Origin of the sequence: Terrabacter ginsenosidimutans, from assembly GCF_039539425.1 — a bacterium.
GTDB classification, from domain to species: domain Bacteria; phylum Actinomycetota; class Actinomycetes; order Actinomycetales; family Dermatophilaceae; genus Terrabacter; species Terrabacter ginsenosidimutans.
Window position 1 is genome coordinate 161,004 of record NZ_BAABDC010000006.1, and the last position, 17,509, is coordinate 178,512.

The 17,509-nt window shown below is 73.0% G+C and carries 17 protein-coding genes; 5 read left to right on the forward strand and 12 right to left on the reverse strand.

Annotated features, from left to right (window positions below; genetic code table 11):
* The first annotated feature begins 45 nt into the window (after nucleotides 1-45).
* Nucleotides 46-1,272 (forward strand): acetyl-CoA hydrolase/transferase family protein, encoded by a 1,227-nt coding sequence (locus ABD831_RS17235; RefSeq protein WP_344949434.1) that lies wholly within the window; start codon nucleotides 46-48, stop codon nucleotides 1,270-1,272.
* 196 nt (nucleotides 1,273-1,468) lie between these two features.
* On the forward strand, nucleotides 1,469-2,245 hold the full coding sequence (locus ABD831_RS17240) for an SDR family oxidoreductase (RefSeq protein WP_344949436.1): 777 nt from the start codon (nucleotides 1,469-1,471) through the stop codon (nucleotides 2,243-2,245).
* Nucleotides 2,246-2,348: 103 nt separating this feature from the next.
* Here the strand turns inward: ABD831_RS17240 and ABD831_RS17245 are convergent, their stop codons facing one another.
* The 6 genes from ABD831_RS17245 to ABD831_RS17270 all read right to left on the reverse strand — a co-directional run bounded on the left by ABD831_RS17245 (nucleotide 2,349) and on the right by ABD831_RS17270 (nucleotide 7,686).
* A complete protein-coding gene (locus ABD831_RS17245; RefSeq protein WP_344949439.1) occupies nucleotides 2,349-3,146 on the reverse strand; it encodes a sugar phosphate isomerase/epimerase family protein in 798 nt (265 codons plus the stop codon).
* A 67-nt stretch (nucleotides 3,147-3,213) separates the two neighbouring features.
* Nucleotides 3,214-4,143: a Ppx/GppA phosphatase family protein gene (locus ABD831_RS17250; protein WP_344949441.1), complete on the reverse strand. Its 930-nt coding sequence runs from the start codon at nucleotides 4,141-4,143 to the stop codon at nucleotides 3,214-3,216.
* Between the two features lie 39 nt (nucleotides 4,144-4,182).
* Complete coding sequence (locus ABD831_RS17255; RefSeq protein ID WP_142179041.1) at nucleotides 4,183-4,917, reverse strand: ABC transporter permease; 735 nt, start codon at nucleotides 4,915-4,917, stop codon at nucleotides 4,183-4,185.
* Entirely contained in the window at nucleotides 4,914-5,675 is a 762-nt protein-coding gene (locus tag ABD831_RS17260; protein WP_344949445.1) for an ABC transporter ATP-binding protein, read from the reverse strand. The genes ABD831_RS17255 and ABD831_RS17260 overlap by 4 nt, the downstream gene beginning before the upstream one ends.
* A gap of 10 nt (nucleotides 5,676-5,685) precedes the next feature.
* Complete coding sequence (locus ABD831_RS17265) at nucleotides 5,686-6,312, reverse strand: TetR/AcrR family transcriptional regulator (protein ID WP_344949448.1); 627 nt, start codon at nucleotides 6,310-6,312, stop codon at nucleotides 5,686-5,688.
* A gap of 9 nt (nucleotides 6,313-6,321) precedes the next feature.
* Entirely contained in the window at nucleotides 6,322-7,686 is a 1,365-nt protein-coding gene (locus ABD831_RS17270; RefSeq protein ID WP_344949451.1) for an ankyrin repeat domain-containing protein, read from the reverse strand.
* A gap of 254 nt (nucleotides 7,687-7,940) precedes the next feature.
* Here ABD831_RS17270 and ABD831_RS17275 point away from each other — a divergent pair, with 254 nt between their 5' ends.
* From ABD831_RS17275 to ABD831_RS17285, 3 genes are all read left to right on the forward strand, one after another.
* Complete coding sequence (locus ABD831_RS17275) at nucleotides 7,941-8,741, forward strand: DUF3109 family protein (RefSeq protein WP_142179044.1); 801 nt, start codon at nucleotides 7,941-7,943, stop codon at nucleotides 8,739-8,741.
* On the forward strand, nucleotides 8,738-9,436 hold the full coding sequence (locus ABD831_RS17280; RefSeq protein WP_344949455.1) for a class I SAM-dependent methyltransferase: 699 nt from the start codon (nucleotides 8,738-8,740) through the stop codon (nucleotides 9,434-9,436). The genes ABD831_RS17275 and ABD831_RS17280 overlap by 4 nt, the downstream gene beginning before the upstream one ends.
* Before the next feature lie 154 nt (nucleotides 9,437-9,590).
* Complete coding sequence (locus ABD831_RS17285; protein ID WP_344949458.1) at nucleotides 9,591-10,706, forward strand: flavin-containing monooxygenase; 1,116 nt, start codon at nucleotides 9,591-9,593, stop codon at nucleotides 10,704-10,706.
* Nucleotides 10,707-10,749: 43 nt separating this feature from the next.
* Here ABD831_RS17285 and ABD831_RS17290 read toward each other — a convergent pair whose 3' ends face one another.
* The 6 genes from ABD831_RS17290 to ABD831_RS17315 all read right to left on the reverse strand — a co-directional run bounded on the left by ABD831_RS17290 (nucleotide 10,750) and on the right by ABD831_RS17315 (nucleotide 17,501).
* Nucleotides 10,750-12,390, reverse strand: a complete 1,641-nt coding sequence (locus ABD831_RS17290) for a LuxR C-terminal-related transcriptional regulator (protein WP_344949460.1) — start codon at nucleotides 12,388-12,390, stop codon at nucleotides 10,750-10,752.
* 55 nt (nucleotides 12,391-12,445) lie between these two features.
* On the reverse strand, nucleotides 12,446-13,318 hold the full coding sequence (gene nadC / locus ABD831_RS17295) for a carboxylating nicotinate-nucleotide diphosphorylase (protein ID WP_344949463.1): 873 nt from the start codon (nucleotides 13,316-13,318) through the stop codon (nucleotides 12,446-12,448).
* A gap of 11 nt (nucleotides 13,319-13,329) precedes the next feature.
* Nucleotides 13,330-15,156 (reverse strand): L-aspartate oxidase, encoded by a 1,827-nt coding sequence (locus ABD831_RS17300; protein WP_344949465.1) that lies wholly within the window; start codon nucleotides 15,154-15,156, stop codon nucleotides 13,330-13,332.
* A 12-nt stretch (nucleotides 15,157-15,168) separates the two neighbouring features.
* A complete protein-coding gene (panD, locus tag ABD831_RS17305; protein WP_344949468.1) occupies nucleotides 15,169-15,615 on the reverse strand; it encodes an aspartate 1-decarboxylase in 447 nt (148 codons plus the stop codon).
* Between the two features lie 63 nt (nucleotides 15,616-15,678).
* The gene (panC, locus tag ABD831_RS17310) at nucleotides 15,679-16,596 is read right to left on the reverse strand and encodes a pantoate--beta-alanine ligase (protein WP_344949471.1); all 918 of its coding nucleotides are present in this window, start codon (nucleotides 16,594-16,596) and stop codon (nucleotides 15,679-15,681) included.
* Nucleotides 16,593-17,501, reverse strand: coding sequence for a Rossmann-like and DUF2520 domain-containing protein (locus ABD831_RS17315; RefSeq protein WP_344949474.1), 909 nt, complete (start codon nucleotides 17,499-17,501; stop codon nucleotides 16,593-16,595). Before ABD831_RS17315 ends, panC begins: the two co-directional genes overlap by 4 nt.
* Nucleotides 17,502-17,509: the final 8 nt, after the last annotated feature.

The following is a 17,509-nucleotide window of genomic DNA, read 5'->3' on the forward strand; positions in this document are numbered from 1 at the left end:
CGGCATACGCCCTCTTCCGGGCATCTGCTGCGCAAGGATGAGGACGTGCGGACGGCGACGATCGACGAGCTCACCCAACGGCTGCGGACACTTCCCGAGAACCCTCGTGTCGTCGTCAGCGGCAACATGGCGGTGCCGTGGGAGGCGGTGCGGGCGCTCGACGCCGCCCAGCCGACCTACGTGCTGCACGCCCTCAACGCGCCCGCGGGGCTGCCCACGCGCGACGGCGTGACCGTCGAGACGTGCTTCGTCGGACCGGGTATGCGTCGGCACCCGCGGCTGAGCTACGTGCCCTCGCGCCTCTCCCTCGTCCCACTGCTCTTCGCCAGGGCCCTGCCGCCCGACGCCGTGCTGCTCCACTGCGCGCCGCCCCGCCACGGCCAGGTGAGCATGGGCCTGGAGGTCAACGTGCTGCCGGCGGCGCTCGAGGCGTGCCGCGCGCGCGGCGGGCTGGTCGTGGCCGTCGTCAACCCGCAGATGCCCTACACCTTCGGTGACGCCGAGGTGCCGCTCGAGCACATCGACCTCATGGTCGAGGTCGACTCCCCCATGGCCTCGCACGCCGCCGTCCCACCCGACCCGGAGAGCCAGGTCATCGGCGAACGCGTCGCGGCGATGGTCAAGGACGGCGCGACGATGCAGCTCGGCATCGGCGCGGTGCCGGACGCCACCCTCGCCGGCCTGACGTCGCGGCGCGGTCTGCGCATGTGGACCGAGATGTTCTCCGACGGGGTTCTCGCGCTCGACGAGGCCGGCGCCCTCGATCCGGACCACCCGCTCGTCACGTCGTTCAGCTTCGGCTCGACCGACCTCTACACCTGGCTCGACGGCAACCCGAGGGTGCGGATGATGCGCACCGAGAAGACGAACGACCCCGGGCTCATCGCCTCCCAGCGGCAGATGACGTCGGTCAACACGGCGCTCGAGGTGGACCTCTTCGGCCAGGCGAACGCCTCGCGCATCGACGCCCGCATCCACTCGGGCTTCGGTGGCCAGACGGACTTCATCGTCGGCGCCCTGCACTCCCCCGGCGGGCAGTCGTTCATCGCGCTGCGCTCGTGGCACCCCAAGGCCGACGTGTCGACGATCGTCCCCCTCCTCGACGAACCGGTGACGAGCTTCCAGCAGAGCGCCATCGTCACCGAGCACGGCGTCGCACCCCTCTGGGGTCGTAGCGAGAAGGACCAGTGCCGCGACATCATCGAGGAGTGCGCCCACCCGCGTGTCCGCGACGACCTCTGGGAGGAGGCGCAGGCCCTCGGCCTCGCCTGACCCCGCGCCCACCCGACGGACGGCGTATGCCGTGTCCGCCCTCCGCGACGCACCCACCCTCCCCGTCGAGTGAGCGCCCCGCCACAGTCGAGCGAGCGCCCCGCCACGCCGGCACCGCTGTCGTGGGACCGGGCGCTCACTCGAGTGGGACTGAGCGCTCACTCGGCGTGGGGTTGGGGGCTCGTAGGGTGTCGGGATGACCTCCCAGCCCGCAGGCCCCGACTCCCGGACTCGCGCGTCCTCGAACCCTGACGGGCGCCCGGTCGCGGTCGTCACCGGGGGCACGCGCGGCATCGGGCTCGCGGTCGCGCGCGACCTCGCGGACACCCACCACCTCGTCATCGGCGGGCGCAGCCGGGACTCGGTGGCCGAGGTCGTCGCCTCGCTCCCGTCGGCACAGGGCCTCGTCGCCGACCTCGCCGACTGCTCCGACGACGGGTCGCTCGCGACCGCCCTCGACGCGCTCGTGCCGCGCCTCCCCCGCGTCGACGTGCTCGTCCACTCCGCCGGCGTGCTGCGCAACGGCACGGTCGCCGACTCTCCCGCGGCGGACTGGGCCGACTCGATGACCGTCAACGTCGTCGCCGTCGCGGTCGTCACCCGCGCCCTCCTCCCGGCCCTGCGAGCCGCCCACGGTCTCGTCATCACGGTGAACTCCGGCTCGGGTCTCACGGCGACGCCGGCGTCGGGCGCCTACTGCGCCTCGAAGTTCGCGCTCCGTGCCCTGAGCGACTCGTTGCGCCAGGAGGAACGTGAGCACGGCGTCCGCGTCACGTCGCTGCACCCCGGACGCGTCGACACGGACATGCAGCACGAGCTCGTCGAGTTCGAGGGCGCGGAGTACGACGCCGGGTCCTACCTCGAGGTGGCCTCGGTCGTCCGCGCAGCACGCCTGGCCATCGACGCCGGTCCGGACGCGAGCGTCGACATGATCTCGGTGCGACCCCGCGGCTGGCGCCCCGACACCACCTGACCCGCAACACACCGAGCAGCCGCCAACTCCTGCGGTTGTAGCCGGCGCGGTTGGCTGGTTCTCGGTGTGTTGCGAAGCGCTTGGCGGCCGAGTCGGAGGGCGGTCAGATGCGGCTGGCTCCGCGGGTCGGCACGAGCGCGAGCCGGGCGAAGGCCAGCGCCTCGGCGAGGTCGACCTCGCGCTGCTCGCGCCCGACCTTGCGGGTCGAGACCTCGACGACCACGTCGCCGTCCCACCGGCTGTCGGCAAGGTGCTCGAGCACTGCTGCGCACGGCTGGGCCCCACGGCCCGGCACGAGGTGCTCGTCGAGGAAGGAGCCCAGACCGTCGGCGAGGTGCAGGTGCGCGAGACGGTCGCCGAGCCCCTGCGCCATCTCGAGCGCGTCGGAGCCGGCGGTCGCCGTGTGCGACAGGTCGAGGGTGACGTTGTCGTAGGCCTGCCCCACCGGGTCCCAGTGCGGCAGGTAGGCCATGACGTCGCGGCGCGCCGTGCGCCAGGGATACATGTTCTCCACGGCCAGCCTGATCCCCGACTCGTGCTCACGGAGCGCGACCCCGTCGACGAAGCCCGCGGCATACTCCCGCTGCCAGCGGAAGGGCGGGTGGAGCACGACGGTGCGGGCGCCGACCTCGAGCGCGAGGTCGATGGACCGGTCGACCTTGCCCCACGGGTCGGTGCCCCAGACGCGCTGGGTCAGCAGGAGGGTGGGTGCGTGCACCGACACGATCGGCAGCGCGTGCAGCTCGGAGAGCGCCCGGAGCGCACCGGGCTCCTGCGTGACGGGATCGGTCCAGACCATGACCTCGATCGCGTCGTAGCCGAGCCGCGCGGCGGTCGCGAAGGCGGTCGCCGCGTTGTCGGGGTAGAGCGAGGCGGTCGACAGGCCGACCCGGATGGTCATGCCGCCATTGTGCGCCACGGCTGCCGGGCACCTTCTGGCCGGGGCGGGCGGCAGGGGCTGCTCGCCGTCATGACGCGAGGTGGTCGAGGCGGCGGAGGATGAGGCCCTCGCGCAGCGCCCACGGGCAGATGTCGAGCTGTTCGACCTGGAGCAGGTCGAGCGCCGCCTCGGCCACGAGCGCACCGGCGTAGAGCTGACGGGCGCGACCCTCGGAGACGCCGGGCAGCAGGGAACGAGCGGCCTCGTCGAGCGGCCTGACCCGCGCGACGATCGCACGCAGGTCGTCGCGGGTCAGGGTCCGACGGACGAACGGGCCCTCCGCTCGCGGTGCGGCGCCGGCGATCCGCGCCAGCGAACGCATCGTCTTCGACGTGCCGACGGCGCGGTCCGGGGACCCCGACGTCAGGAGTGGACGCACCTGCTCGGCGAGCGCCGAGCGCACCAGCGACCGCAGCTCGCGGGCCGCCGCCTCGGTCGGCGGGTCGTCGTGCAGGTGCTCACGGGTCAGCCGACCCGCACCCAACGGCAGGCTGAGCGCGACGTCGGGCTCCTCGTCGAGGCCGGTCGCGAGCTCGAGGGAGCCGCCGCCGATGTCGACGACGAGCAGCCGGCCGCTCGACCACCCGAACCAGCGACGCACGGCGAGGAAGGTCATCCGGGCCTCGTCCGGCCCGCTCAGGGCCTCGAGCTCGACGCCGGTCTCGACGCGCACCCGCTCGATGACGGCGTCGCCGTTGGGCGACTCGCGCAGCGCCGACGTCGCGAAGGCGAAGAGGTCGCCGACGCCCTGGTCCTCGGCCACCTCGAGGCACTCGCGGATGAAGGCGACGAGCCGGTCGGCCGTCCGGTCACTGACCCGCCCGTCGGCCTCGAGGTTCTCCGACAGGCGCAGCTCGGTCTTGTGCGAGAACGCCGGGAGCGGCTGCGCTCCGGGGTGGGCGTCGACGACGAGGAGGTGGACGGTGTTGGACCCGATGTCGATGACGCCCAGGCGCATGCGTTCACCCTAGTGGCGCCGAACCAGTGGCGTATGCCGTCAGGCCGAGCGGCGGCTCAGCGTGAGCGAGGCGAGGGCGAGGGCACCCCCGATGAACGCCGCGACGATCGCGAGGTCACCCATCACCGAGGCGACGGGGTCGGCGTTGGCGGCGATCTCCTTCATGGCGTCGACGGCGTAGGACAGCGGCAGGACGTTGCTGACCCACTCGAGCACGGTCGGGAGCTGGTCCCGGGGGACGAGCAGCCCGCACAGCAGGAACTGCGGCAGCAGGAACGCCGGCATGAACTGCACCGCCTGGAACTCGGTGCGCGCGAAGCCGCTCGCGAGCAGCCCCAGCGCGGTGCCGAGCACGGCGTCGAAGACGGCGACGACGACGAGGAGCCACAGTGGTCCGGCCACGTCGAGGCCGCACACCCAGATGGCGAATCCCGTTGCGATCAGGGCCTGCACGGCTGAGAGCGCACCGAAGGCCGCGGCATACCCGAGCATGAAGTCGCCCTTGCCCATCGGTGTCGTCAGCAGGCGCTCTAGCGTGCCGGTCTGGCGCTCCCGCAAGGTGGCCACCGAGGTGACGATGAACATGACGATCATCGGGAAGACGCCCAGGAGGGCCGGCCCGATGGCGTCGAAGACGGGGGTGCCGGTGTAGATCCAGGCGAGCAGGCCGAGCAGGACGCACGGCACGACGATGATGAGGCCGATCGTGCGGCGGTCGGTGCGCACCTGGCGCAGCACGCGGCCCGAGGTGGCGACGGTGAGCCCGGCGTTCATGACGCGCTCCTTCCACCGGACCGGGCGGTCTCGGCGTCGATGAGGGCGAGGAAGGCCGCGTCGGCGTCGACGGCGCCGGTGCGCTCGAGCAGCTCGGCGGGGGTGAGGTCGGCGAGGACATGCCCCTCGCGCAGCAGCACCAGCCGGTCGCAGCGGGTGGCCTCGTCCATGACGTGGCTCGACACGACGAGCGAGTGGCCGCGGTCGGCGAGGTGTCGGAAGAGGTCCCACAGGTCGCGGCGCAGCACCGGGTCGAGGCCGACGGTGGGCTCGTCGAGGACGAGCAGGCTGGGGCGGCCGACGAGGGCAGCGGCGAGCGAGACGCGCGACTCCTGTCCTCCCGAGAGGTCCTGGACGAGCTGCTCGGCGTACGACTGGAGGTCGACCTCGGCGAGGGTGCGGTCGACGGCCTCGCGCAGCTCGGCGCCCCGCAGGCCGATGGCGCGGCCGAAGTAGACGACGTTGTCGCGCACGCTGAGGTCGGCGTACACGCTGGGGCTCTGCGTGACGTAGCCGACGCGGTCGCGCAGCACGGGCGACCCGGCCGGATGGCCGAGGACGGTGACCGTGCCGGACTCGATGACCTGCACCCCGACGATGCAGCGCATGAGCGTCGACTTGCCCGAACCCGAGGGGCCGAGCAGGCCGATGACCTGACCGCCCGGGATCTCGAGGTCGAGCCCGGGGATGACCCTCCGCTTGCCGCGCACGACCCGCAGGCCGCTCACGGCGACCGCCGGCCCACTGTTATTCATCATGCGATGAAATCTACTCCCGCTCGGGCACCCTGTCCACGAGATGCGCTTGGAGCACCGGACCGATCCGCTCGACGAGCTCCTCGCGCGTGGCCTCCACCAGCGCGGGCACCCGGATGACGTAGCGCGCGACGACGAGCCCGATCATCTGCGAGGCCGCGAGGGCACCACGCAGCTGCGGGTCGGCGGCTCCGGTGCTGGCGGCGATCCGCCCGAAGACCTCGCGGCCGAGAAACTCTCGCAGCATGCGGGCCGCCTCCTCGCTCGTCATGCTCGAGCGGACGAGGGCCACGAGGGCGTCACGCCGCTCCGGCGGCTCCCAGACCGTCAGGAACGTCTCGACGATGCGCCAGCCGAGCCGGTCGACGTCGCCGGCGGTGATGCGATCGATGAGCTCCGCCGGGTCGACCGGCACGTCGAGGGTGGCCGCGAAGAGCCCGGCCTTGCCTTCGAAGTAGTGGTGCACGAGAGCGGGGTCGACCCCGGCCTCTCTGGCGATGCCGCGCATGCTCGCCTTGTCGTATCCCTTGGCCGCGAACGACTTCCGCGCGGCGTCGACGATCGCGGCACGCGTGTCAGTGCCTCCGGGGCGCCGTCCGCGTCCCTTCGGTGTCGTCTCGCTGCCGGCCCTCGACGTCATGCCCACACGCTAGCCCTCGTCGCCGGAGGCACCTTGTGTATGCCGTGTGGTGGCCCGTGCGTGGCGCAGCACCTCGGCGGCCGCCTCGTTGCGGGCCCACAACGCCCACCGGTACGGCGTCGTCCCGTGTTGGGCGTCGACCAGTGTCGGGTCGGCGCCGGCCTCGAGGAGCGCCGTGACGAGCTCGACGTCGCCGAGGAGAGCCGCCCGGTGCAGCGCCGTGCGTCCGTCCTGCCGGGCATCGACGTCGGCGCCGGCCGCGGCCGCCTCGCGCACCGCCTGCGGGCTGGCTGCCCGGTGGATGTCCGCGGCAGGGCCGTGGAAGGACCCGGTCACGGGGACGCCGTCCCGGACGACGTCCCCGGGTGCCGGATCCCCTGCCCGGTGCCCCACGAGACCGTGCTCGACGAGCAGTGTGAGGCGGTCGGTGAAGCCGTGGTCCCGGGCCCAGCCGACCTGGCGGGCGATCATCTCCTCGACGGTCTCCGCGGGCTCACCGGTGCGGCGCGCCCAGACCTCGGACGAGGGCCGGCCGAGCCCGTGCGCGAGGAGCAGCTCGAGGTGGCTGTCGTCGCGGTTGAACATCCGGTTGTAGAGCGTCTGACGGTCGTTCGGGTCGGCGCCGCGGTCGAGGAGCAGCTCGGCGAGCGCACGCCACTGCGGGTGCCGGGGCTGGCGACCCGGCCCCTGCTCGCCCTCGCCGAACACCCCGGTAAGCGCGGTGAAGGCGGTGGGCAGTCCCTGCCACAGATAGCCGCTGTCCGGGTCGGCGCCGGCGTCGAGCAGGACCCGGGCCGACCCGACGGCGTCGGCCTGCGGCACCCGCGAGTAGACGACGTAGAGCAGCGGTGGCCACCGGAACGGGCCGCCCTCCCCGGTCATGGCACCCGGGTCGGCAGTGACGTGCGACCGCAGGGCCTCGGCGTCCCCAGCCACCGCCGCGACGAAGACGTCGCGGCGCACGAGGGACGGGTCGCGGTCGAGCAGCTCAGCAGCCCTCGCCCACCGCGCCGGTTCGTCATGACTGGTGTAGGTCAGACACGCGAGCGCGCCCACGGCAGAAGCGATCTCGGCCTCGACCCCCCCCTCCCCGACAGGTCCAGGGTCGAGCGCCTCCGGGTCGCGGCTCAAGGAATCGGCAGCATGCAGGTAGGCCCGCAGCCTGGGCCAGCTGGCGAAGCCGATGCTGCGCGCCACGACGAGCTGCGCATCGGAGAGGGCGAAGGTCGCCGGTTCCTCGGGAGCACCCTCTGGATGGTGCCGAGCCACGTGACCGAGCGCCTCGGGCTGCTGGGAGCGGACGGCCCGCTGGAGCCGACGGGCATCGCGCCGCAGGTGCTCGAGGTCGGGGTTGGCGGGCAGGGACAGGGCCATGACGGCCTCCTCTCGTCGTGCCCGCGTGCGCTGGTCGGGCCGAAAGGAGGTCGGACCGCGTGCTGCCGTGCCCCAGGGAGGCTGAGCCCCTTCCCGCGCACCGGAGGCGACCTGGACGCCACCGTCAGCGTACGCCCGCGGGCCGCGCCGGTGGGAGCACACCGCATACGCAGGCAGTGCCCGGTCCGTGCGGTGGCATCCACGGGCTGGGCGTCGTCGGCGTGGCGGAAAGGTCGGCGGCATAAGGTGAGCCGGTGGCTGAAGCACCTCTGGACCTCCCCCGCGTCTGGGTCGAGTTCACCGACCCCGCCGACACGAACCAGCGCTACCGCTGTGACCTGACGTGGCTCACGAGCAGCTGGACGTGCATCTTCGGCAGCGGCTGCCAGGGCATCTACGCCGGGCGGCCCGACGACGGCTGCTGCACGCTCGGGGCGCACTTCACCGAGAAGGCAGACTGGAAGCGCGTCGAGAAGGCCGTCGAGGAGCTCGGCGAGGACGAGTGGCAGTACCACCCCGTCGGCCGCGCCACGGGCAGCAAGGACGACTGGACCGAGAAGGAGGACGGGGCGCGCAAGACCAAGGTCGTGGACGGCGCCTGCATCTTCCTCAACCGCCCGGGCTTCCCCGCGGGCGCCGGCTGCGCACTGCACCAGCACGCCGTGCTGACGGGGGTCGAGCCGCACACGCTCAAGCCCGACGTGTGCTGGCAGCTGCCGATCCGGCGCACCTTCCGCACCGTCGAGCTGCCCGACGACACGAGCTACCTCGAGGTGACGATCACCGAGTACGACCGCCGCGGCTGGGGTCCCGGCGGCCACGACCTCGACTGGTACTGCTCCGGCAACCCCGAGGCGCACGTCGGCCGCGAGCCCGTCTACCGTTCGAACGCGCCGGAGCTGACCGAGCTCATGGGACCGCTGGCCTACGCCGAGCTGGCCATCCGTGCCGAGGCGCACCTCGCCCAGGTCAAGGCCGTCCGTGCGCGTGGCGTCCGCAAGCTGCTGCCGCTGCTCGTGCACCCGGCCACCATCGAGGCGCAGCGGTCATCGTGAGCGACGAGTCCGGGATCATCCCCTCCCCCAACATCTGGGAGACGCCCGACGTCTACGAGGTCGAGAACCGCGGCGTCGACCGCGCCCACGTCATCGAGGACGCGATGCGCGCCGTGCTCGACTGGTCGGGCCTCGACGTCGTCGACGTCGGCTGCGGCACCGGCTACCACCTGCCGTTCTTCGCGCGTGACGCCCGCTCGGTCGTCGGCGTCGAGCCGCACCCCCCGCTCGCTTCTCTTGCGGCACAACGCATCTCGGGTATGCCGTCCGTCTCGGTCCGCGAGGAGGGTGCCGCTGCGATCGGGGTGCCCGACGGCTCGTTCGACGTCGCGCACGCGCGGTGGGCGTACTTCTTCGGGCCCGGGTGCGAGCCGGGGCTCGCCGAGCTCGAACGCGTCATTCGGCCGGGGGGTGCGGCGTTCGTCGTCGACAACGACGCGACCCGCTCGACGTTCGGTCAGTGGTTCCGCAGGGCCCTGCCCGGCTACGACCCGCGCGCCGTCGAGCGCTTCTGGCAGCGGCAGGGCTGGGAGCGTGAGCGGCTCGACATCCGCTGGGACTTCGACTCGCGCGCGGACTTCGAGGCGGTCGTCGGCATCGAGTTCGCGCCCGAGCACGCCGACCTCATCCTCTCCGAGCACCCCGACGCCACCGGGGTCGACTACGCCGTCAACCTCTGGCACCGCCGCTTCTGACACCGTCGCTTCCGACACCGTCGCTTCCGACACGTCGAGAGGCCACTCGTGGTCATTTCTGCCCATGCCCCACGTCACGGATGGGCATCGCGGCCGACGCGGTGACCGCCCCGCCCTTCCTACGGTCGATCCAACGACCACCGGGAGGGACACCATGGAGACCATCGAGACCGTCATCATCGGCGCGGGACAGGCGGGGCTCGCCACGGCGCGCGAGCTCCGCGAGCGCGGCCACGAGTGCGTGCTGCTCGAGCGCAACCAGACCGTCGGCGACGGGTGGCGCCAGCAGTACGACTCGCTCCGGCTCTACTCGTCGGCGCGGCACGACGCGCTGCCCGGGCTGCCCTTCCCCGGCAACCCCAGGTCGTTCCCCGGCAAGGACGACGTCGCGGCCTACCTGCAGTCGTATGCCGCCCACTTCGGACTGCCGGTGCGCCTCGGCGTGCGCGTGGAGCGCCTCGCCGCCGGCCCCGACCGTGACGGCTTCGTCGTGTCGACGGACCACGGGGACATCGCGTGCCGCAACGTCGTCGTCGCGACGGGGACCTTCGGGCGCGCACCCCACGTCCCGGCCTTCGCGGCGGACCTCGATCCCGCGATCCTGCAGCTGCACTCGAGCGAGTACCGTCGCCCGAGCCAGCTGCGGGACGGGCCGGTGCTCGTCGTCGGCGCCTCCCACTCGGGCTGCGACATCGCCTACGAGCTGGCCGCGAGCCGCCCGACTGTCCTGGCCGGCCGCGACTGCGGCCAGATCCCGGTGCGCTGGGACACCCCGGCGGTGCACGTCGTCTTCCCGTTCCTGCTCTTCGCGTGGCAGCACGTGCTGACCCGCCGGACCCCCATGGGTCGCCGGATGATGGCCGAGATCCGCCACCACGGCGGGCCGATGCTCAGGGTCAAGAGAGCAGACCTCGCGTCCCGTGGCGTCGAGCGGCACGTGCAGCGGGTGGCAGGCGTGACCGACGGACGCCCGACCCTCGACGACGGCACGGTCGTCGACGCGGCCAACATCGTCTGGGCCACCGGCTTCGAGCAGCGTTTCGACTGGATCGACCTACCCGTCCTCGGGGAGGACGGGTGGCCCCGGGAGTACCGCGGGGTCTCCAGCGACGTCCCGGGTCTCTTCTTCTGCGGGCTCGCCTTCCAGTACGCGTTCGCCTCGATGGTGCTGCCGGGCGTCGGGCGCGACGCGGCCCACGTCGCCGGCCACGTCGCCAAGCGGTCGGCAGCCGCCGCGACGAGGCGGGACGACCCGGTCGCGACCAGCTGAAGAGCGCTTCGGGACGGGCCTGACCGGCGGAACCGACAGTCGGTCAGTCCCGGCGGCGCATGAGGTCGTGCTCGAAGGCGAACGCGGCTGCGGCGGTGCGGCTTCCGACGCCGAGCTTGGTGAAGATGTTGCTGAGGTGGCGGGCGACCGTGCGGTCGCTCAGCACGAGGATCGAGGCGATCTGAGCGTTGCTCCGGCCCTCGGCAACCAGCCCCAGCACCTCGATCTCGCGCTGGGTCAGTCCCGCGGGACGCGTCCCGGGTGACACCAGCTGGTCGAGCGCCTCGACGTCCAGCCGGGCCCCGACCGACGCGAGCACGTCCCGCGCCGAGGTGAGCGCCCGTTGGGCGGACTCGTGGTCACCGAGGCCGAGCAGCGCCCGCCCGCTCGTGGCCTGCGCGAGCGCCGCCTCGTAGGGCAGATCGAGGCGGACCCAGGCCTGGTGCGCCTTGCGCAGGTAGGGCAGGGCGCCCGAGGGGTCGCCCGCCGCGAGCTGGACACGCCCCCACGCGGTGGCTGCCGCCGCGGAGAGGATCTCGGACGCGAAGGCCTCTGCCAGCCCGTCGAGCTCGAGCGCGCAGTCGCGGGCGCCGTCGACGTCGTGCGAGGCGAGGAACACGTCCACGGCCGCCGGCAGGACGCGGCTGCGCCGCACGGACGGTCCTGGTTCGCCGAGGAGCCGTCGCACGGCAGCCACCGCGGCGGACGTCCTGCCGCGCGCCAGCCAGAGCAGCGCCGAGCCGGGCTGCGGGTCGTAGCCGTGCTCGGCGCTCAGCTGGTAGGCCGCGTCGGCGGCGTCGAGGTCGCCACGAAGGCGCAACAGGTCCCCGCGCTCGCACTCCGCCTGACCCACCGCGTCCGTGGCGCCGGCGAGCCGGTACCGCTCGATGGCTGCGGCGAGCTCGTCGAGTGCCGCGTCCCACGCGCCCCGCGCCCGCATGACCTGTGCGCGGTGCAGCGCGCACTGGCCGGTGAAGGTGACGAGTCCGGGCTGGTCGGCGCACCAGCGGTGCAGCAGCTGGGTCCACTCGACGACCCGGCGCAGGTCGGACACCTCCTGGCATCCCTCGATGGCCGTGCAGTAGACGTGCCCGAGCATGACCGGCGCGAGGACGTGGCTCGTCGCCTCGAGCATCGACTCGTCGAGCAGGGAGAGTCCGGCAGGGATCCGGTCGCCGTAGATGGCCATACGGCCCTGCGCACACAGGCCCGTGGCGAGCAGGTTCGGGTCGTCGTGGCGACGGCCGGCCTCGGTCGCCTCGACCGCACACGCGCCGGCCTCGGCGAACCGGCCCGAGCCGAGGTGCGAGAACATGCGGGCGAAGGCGATGTAGCCGGACTCGAGGCTGCCCGCGGGAAGGGACTCGACGAGCCGCTCCCCCCGCGCGAGCCACGCGGCGGACGCCGAGCGGTCGCCGCTCGTCCCACTGATCATCGCCAGGTGGAAGGCGCAGCGGGCCGCTCCCGCCGTGTCGCCCTCGGACACCCGAAGCTCGAACGCCCGCCGGTAGCGGTCGAGGGCGTCGTCGATGCGTCCGAGCAGATGGGCGGCCGCCGCAGACGAGGCGAGGTCCTCGGCCGTCAGTCCGTCGCGGCCGACCGCGGACCACCGCTCCAGGGCCGCCGACCAGTCACCGCGCTCGAACTCGGCCCTGGCACTCACCAGCTCGTCGACCACGCCCATGGCTCACCCTCCTGCCTCCGAAGGCTACGCCCGCCGGGAACCCCCGCCTGCCCCCTCAACCGTCGGTGAGGTCGAGGGCGATGTCGACGATGGGTGAGCTGTGCGTCAGGCCGCCGACCGACACGTAGTCGACACCGGTGGCGGCATAGTCCCGCACGACCTCGAGCGTGAGGCCGCCCGTGGCCTCGATCTCGACGGGTTCGCCTGCGGCGCGGAGCAGCCCGACCGTCTGACCCAGCACGTCGACCGGCATGTTGTCGCACATGATGAAACGCGCGCCCGCGTCGAAGGCCTCCTGCGCCTCCGCAGGCGTCGTCACCTCGACCTGCACGTCGACGTCGGGGAACCGCTCGCGCACGAGCGCGTACGCCGCTGCCACCGACCCGGCCGCGAGCTTGTGGTTGTCCTTGATCATCGCGACGTCGTAGAGGCCCATCCGCTTGTTCGTGCCGCCGCCGCAGCGCACGGCGTACTTCTCGAGCCAGCGCAGGCCCGGCGTCGTCTTCCGGGTGTCGAGGACCATGGCCGAGGTGCCCTCGAGCGCGTCGGCCCACCGTCGGGTGTGCGTGGCCACCCCGGAGAGCCGGCTCAGGATGTTGAGGATCGTCCGCTCGGCGACGAGGATCACCTGGGTCGGCCCGGTGAGCCGGGCGATGACGTCGCCGCGCTCGAGGCGCGCACCGTCATCGCTCACGACCTCGACCGTCGGCACCTCGCCGCCGACCTTCTCGGCGACCACGGCGAGGACGAGACCGATGACCGGCACACCGGCCACGACCCCGGGCGCCCGCGCCACGATCTCGGCCGTGCGCGTCTGGTCGGCGGGGATCGTGGCGAGCGTCGTCACGTCGACACCCTCCGGACCGAGGTCCTCGCGCAGCGCGACCGTGACGAGCTCGCGCGCCCACTCGTGCGGGAACCCGCTCAACCCGTCGCCACTCACTGCGTCTCCCCAGTCCGATTCGTCGATGTCGTATGCCGTGCAGCAGCTCTCGCGTTCGGCGCACCGTCCGCGCGGTCCTCGTCGAGGACGTCGAGCGGCACGGAGCCGTCGAGGTCGAGGCCGTCGAGGTTGGAGGGAGGCACCGGCACGACCCGCGCCTCGAGGATCCCGTCGCCGGAGCGTCGGAGGTGCACGTGGTGCAGGAAGTGCTCGTCGTCGCGAGCCGGGAAGTCCTCCCGCACGTGACCGCCACGGGTCTCGTCACGCAGCGCAGCGGCATACGTCAGCGCGCGGCCGAGGTGGAGCAGGTTGGTCGTCTCCCAGCTCTTGGGTCCGCCCTGCTTGTCTGCGTCGTCGGCGACGGCCCGGGCAGCCAGCTCGGCCAGGGTCTGCTGCGTCGCCGCGAGCGACGAGGCGGAGCGCACGGTGCCGGATCCCGCGGTCATGGCGCGCTGGACGTCGACGCGGCGCTTGCCGCGCACCAGCTCGGGCTCGCCCGCCGGCGCGACGGGCCTCGCCTCCGGCAGCTCACCGGCGGCGAGACGGGACGTGAGGTCGTCGGCGATGCGGCGCGCGAAGACGAGCCCCTCGAGGAGGGAGTTGCTCGCCAGGCGGTTGGCCCCGTGCACGCCGGTGCACGAGGTCTCGCCGCACGCGTAGAGGCCCTCGATCGAGGAGCGACCGCGCAGGTCGGTGCGCACACCACCGCTGGCGTAGTGCTGCGCGGGGGCGACCGGGAGCAGCTGCGTCGCCGGGTCGAACCCGAGCTCACGGCAGCGCTGGACGATCGAGGGGAAGCGCTGCTCGAGGAACTCGGCGCCGAGGTGACGGCAGTCGAGGTAGACGTGGTCGGTGCCCGTGTCGCGCATCCGGGCGATGATGGCGCGCGACACGACGTCGCGCGGTGCGAGGTCGGCGAGCGGGTGCTGGCCCTGCATGAAGCGCTCGCCCGCCTCGTCGACGAGGAAGGCGCCCTCGCCGCGCACGGCCTCGGAGATGAGGGGCTGCTGGCCGCGCGAGCCCTCGCCGAGCCACAGCACCGTCGGGTGGAACTGGACGAACTCGAGGTCGGCGAGCACGGCGCCGGCCCGCAGCGCGGCCGCCATGCCGTCTCCCGTCGCGACGGACGGATTGGTCGTCGAGGCGTAGATCTGGCCGAGGCCTCCGGTCGCGAGCACGACCGCCCGTGCGTGCGCCGCACCGACTCCGTCGACCTGGCCCTCGCCGATGACGTGGAGCGTCACCCCGCAGACTCGCTCGTCGGCGTCCGTGAGCAGGTCGACGACGAGCGCGTGCTCGATGACCTCGATCCCCGGGTCGTCGCGCACCCGGTCGAGCGCGGCGATGAGGGCGCGGCTGATCTCGCGTCCTGTGGCGTCGCCGCCGGCGTGCAGGATCCGGTCCCGGTGGTGGCCGCCCTCGCGGGTCAGGGACAGGCCACCGGTGTCGCCACGGTCGAACTCCGCTCCGAGTGCGATGAGGTCCCAGACGGCGTCCGTGCCCTCGCGCACGAGCGCCTCGACGGCGTCGACGTCGCACAGCCCGACGCCGGCGACGAGCGTGTCGTGGATGTGCTCGGCGGGGCTGTCCTCCGGCGACATGACGGCAGCGATGCCGCCCTGTGCCCAGGCCGTCGAGCCCTCGTCGAGCACCGTCTTCGTCACGAGCAGGACTCGGTCGACCCGACGGCGCAGCCGCAGCGCGGTCGTGAGCCCGGCGATGCCGGAACCGACGACGATGACGTCGGCGGTGGCCGTCCAGCCGGGCGGGGACGCGCGCAGCCACCGAGGGAGGGTCACGTCGGGGAGCCCGCTTGTCGGCATACGCCTGGCCTCTCAGTCCTGGTGGTCGTGCTGGTACGCGTGCTGGCGCTCGGTGACGGCGGAGGTCATGAGACCGAAACCGTCGGGCACGTCCCCTGCATCGTGCCCCACCTCGACCGTCCGGTTGTGCTCGTCGACGAAGACCACTCGCGGCTCGAAGGTGCGTGCCTCGGCATCGTCCATCGCGGCGTAGGCGATGATGATGACCGTGTCACCCGGCGAGATGAGCCGCGCGGCGGCGCCGTTGATGCAGACGATGCCCGTGCCGCGCTCGCCCTCGATGGCGTAGGTCGTCAGGCGGGTGCCGTTGTCGACGTCGACGACGTCGACCTGCTGGCCGGGCCAGAGGTCGGCCGCGTCGAGCAGGTCGCGGTCGATCGTCAGCGACCCGACGTAGTGCAGGTCGGCCTGCGTCACCGTCGCCCGGTGGATCTTCGAGTGGAGCATGAAACGCTGCACGTTGCGGTTTCCTCGATGCGTAGGAGAGCGTGGACTGCTCTGTGGGAGAGAGGAACTGGGCTCTCAGGGCTGCGTGAACGTCTCGAGCGCGCCGCCGCCGGGGCCGACGAGTACCGGCAGGTTGTCGATCAGACGGGTCGTACCCACTCGACCGGCCACCGCGAGCAGGGCCTCGCCGCGGTACCACTCCGGCACGTCCACGAGGGTGTCCGGGTGGACGAGCACGAGGTAGTCGACGAGGGCGAGCGGCTCGCGCACGAGCACCGCGCGGGCAGCGCGCCGGACCGCGGAGGGCCCCTCGGCGGCGGCGTCGGCTCCGGCCCGCAGCGCGGCCGAGAGGCACAGCGCGGTCTCGCGGTCGGACGGCGTCAGGTACGTGTTGCGGCTCGACATCGCCAGCCCGTCGGGCTCGCGCACCGTCGGCACCGCGACGACGCGCACCGGGAAGTCGAGGTCACGGCACATCCGGCGGATGAGGAGCAGCTGCTGGGCGTCCTTCTGCCCGAAGTAGGCCGCGCTGCAGCGCGTCAGGTGCATCAGCTTGCCGACGACGGTGAGCATCCCGTCGAAGTGCCCGGGACGGGCCTGCCCCTCGAGCACGTCGCCGAGCGGCCCGGCGGACACCCGCACACCGGGGTCGCCCTCGGGATAGACGACGTCGGGCGTCGGAGCGAAGACGAGGTCGACGCCTGCGGCGGTGCAGATCTCGAGGTCGGCGTCGAAGGTGCGCGGGTAGCGCGAGAGGTCCTCCTTGGGCCCGAACTGGAGCGGGTTGAGGAAGATTGTCACGACGACGTGGCGGTGGGCCTTGCGGGCCTGGTGGATCAGGGTGGCGTGGCCCTCGTGCAGGGCGCCCATCGTCATGACGACGGCGACGTCGCCGTCGTCGAGGGCCGACCGTGCCTCCCGCAGCTCCTCGCGGGTGCGCGCCACCACGGGCGTGGTGGGCGGGGTGATGGGCAGCGCGGTGGTGTCTGTCACGGTTGGTCCTCCTCGTGCGCGAGCAGCTCGAGCAGCGGGTCGGCGTCGGAGGCCCGGAGGCGTCCGCTGAGCAGGGCCCGCTGCGCCGTCGCGCGGGCCAGGGCGAGGTAGGTCGGCCGGATGTCCGGGGCGACCTTGCGCAGCATCGCGACGTGCCCGGCCACGGTACCGGCATCGCCGCGGGCCACCGGACCGGTGAGGGCTGCGTCACCCCGCTGCAGGGTGTTGGCCAGGGCCGCGGACAGCAGCGGCTCGAGGACGCGCGCCGGGTCGTCGACCCCGGCCTCGCCGAGCAGCTGCATCGACTGGGCGACGAGGGTGACGAGGTGGTTCGACCCGTGCGCGAGGGCTGCGTGGTACGTGACGCGGTCCTCCTCGGCGATCCACACCGGGTCGCCGCCCATCTCGATGACGAGCGCCTCGCCGACGGGTCGCGCGAGGTCGACGGTCGTCACGCCGAAGCAGCAGTCGTGGAGGCGCTCGAGGTCGAGCTCGGTGCCGGTGAACGTCATGGCCGGGTGGATCGCGAGCGGCACGATGTCGCTGTCGGCCGCGGCCTCGAACACCGAGATGCCGTGGGCGCCGGACGTGTGCAGGACGAGCTGGCCCGGCGTGAAGGTGCCGGTCGCGCTGAGCCCTGCGATGAGGTCTGCGAGCGCATCGTCGGGCACCGCGAGCACCACGAGGTGGGCGCCGGCGACGACGTCCGGGATCGGCTTGACGGGAACGCCCGGCAGCAGCGTGGCTGCCCGCTCGAGGCTCTCCTCGCTGACGGCGGAGACGCCGGTCACGACGTGCCCGGCGCGGGCCAGGGCAGCTCCGAGGACGGCTCCGACGCGCCCGGCGCCCACGACGCCGACGTCGAAGCGCGCGGGACGCTCGTGCGGGGTGCTCACCCACGGCACGCTATCGC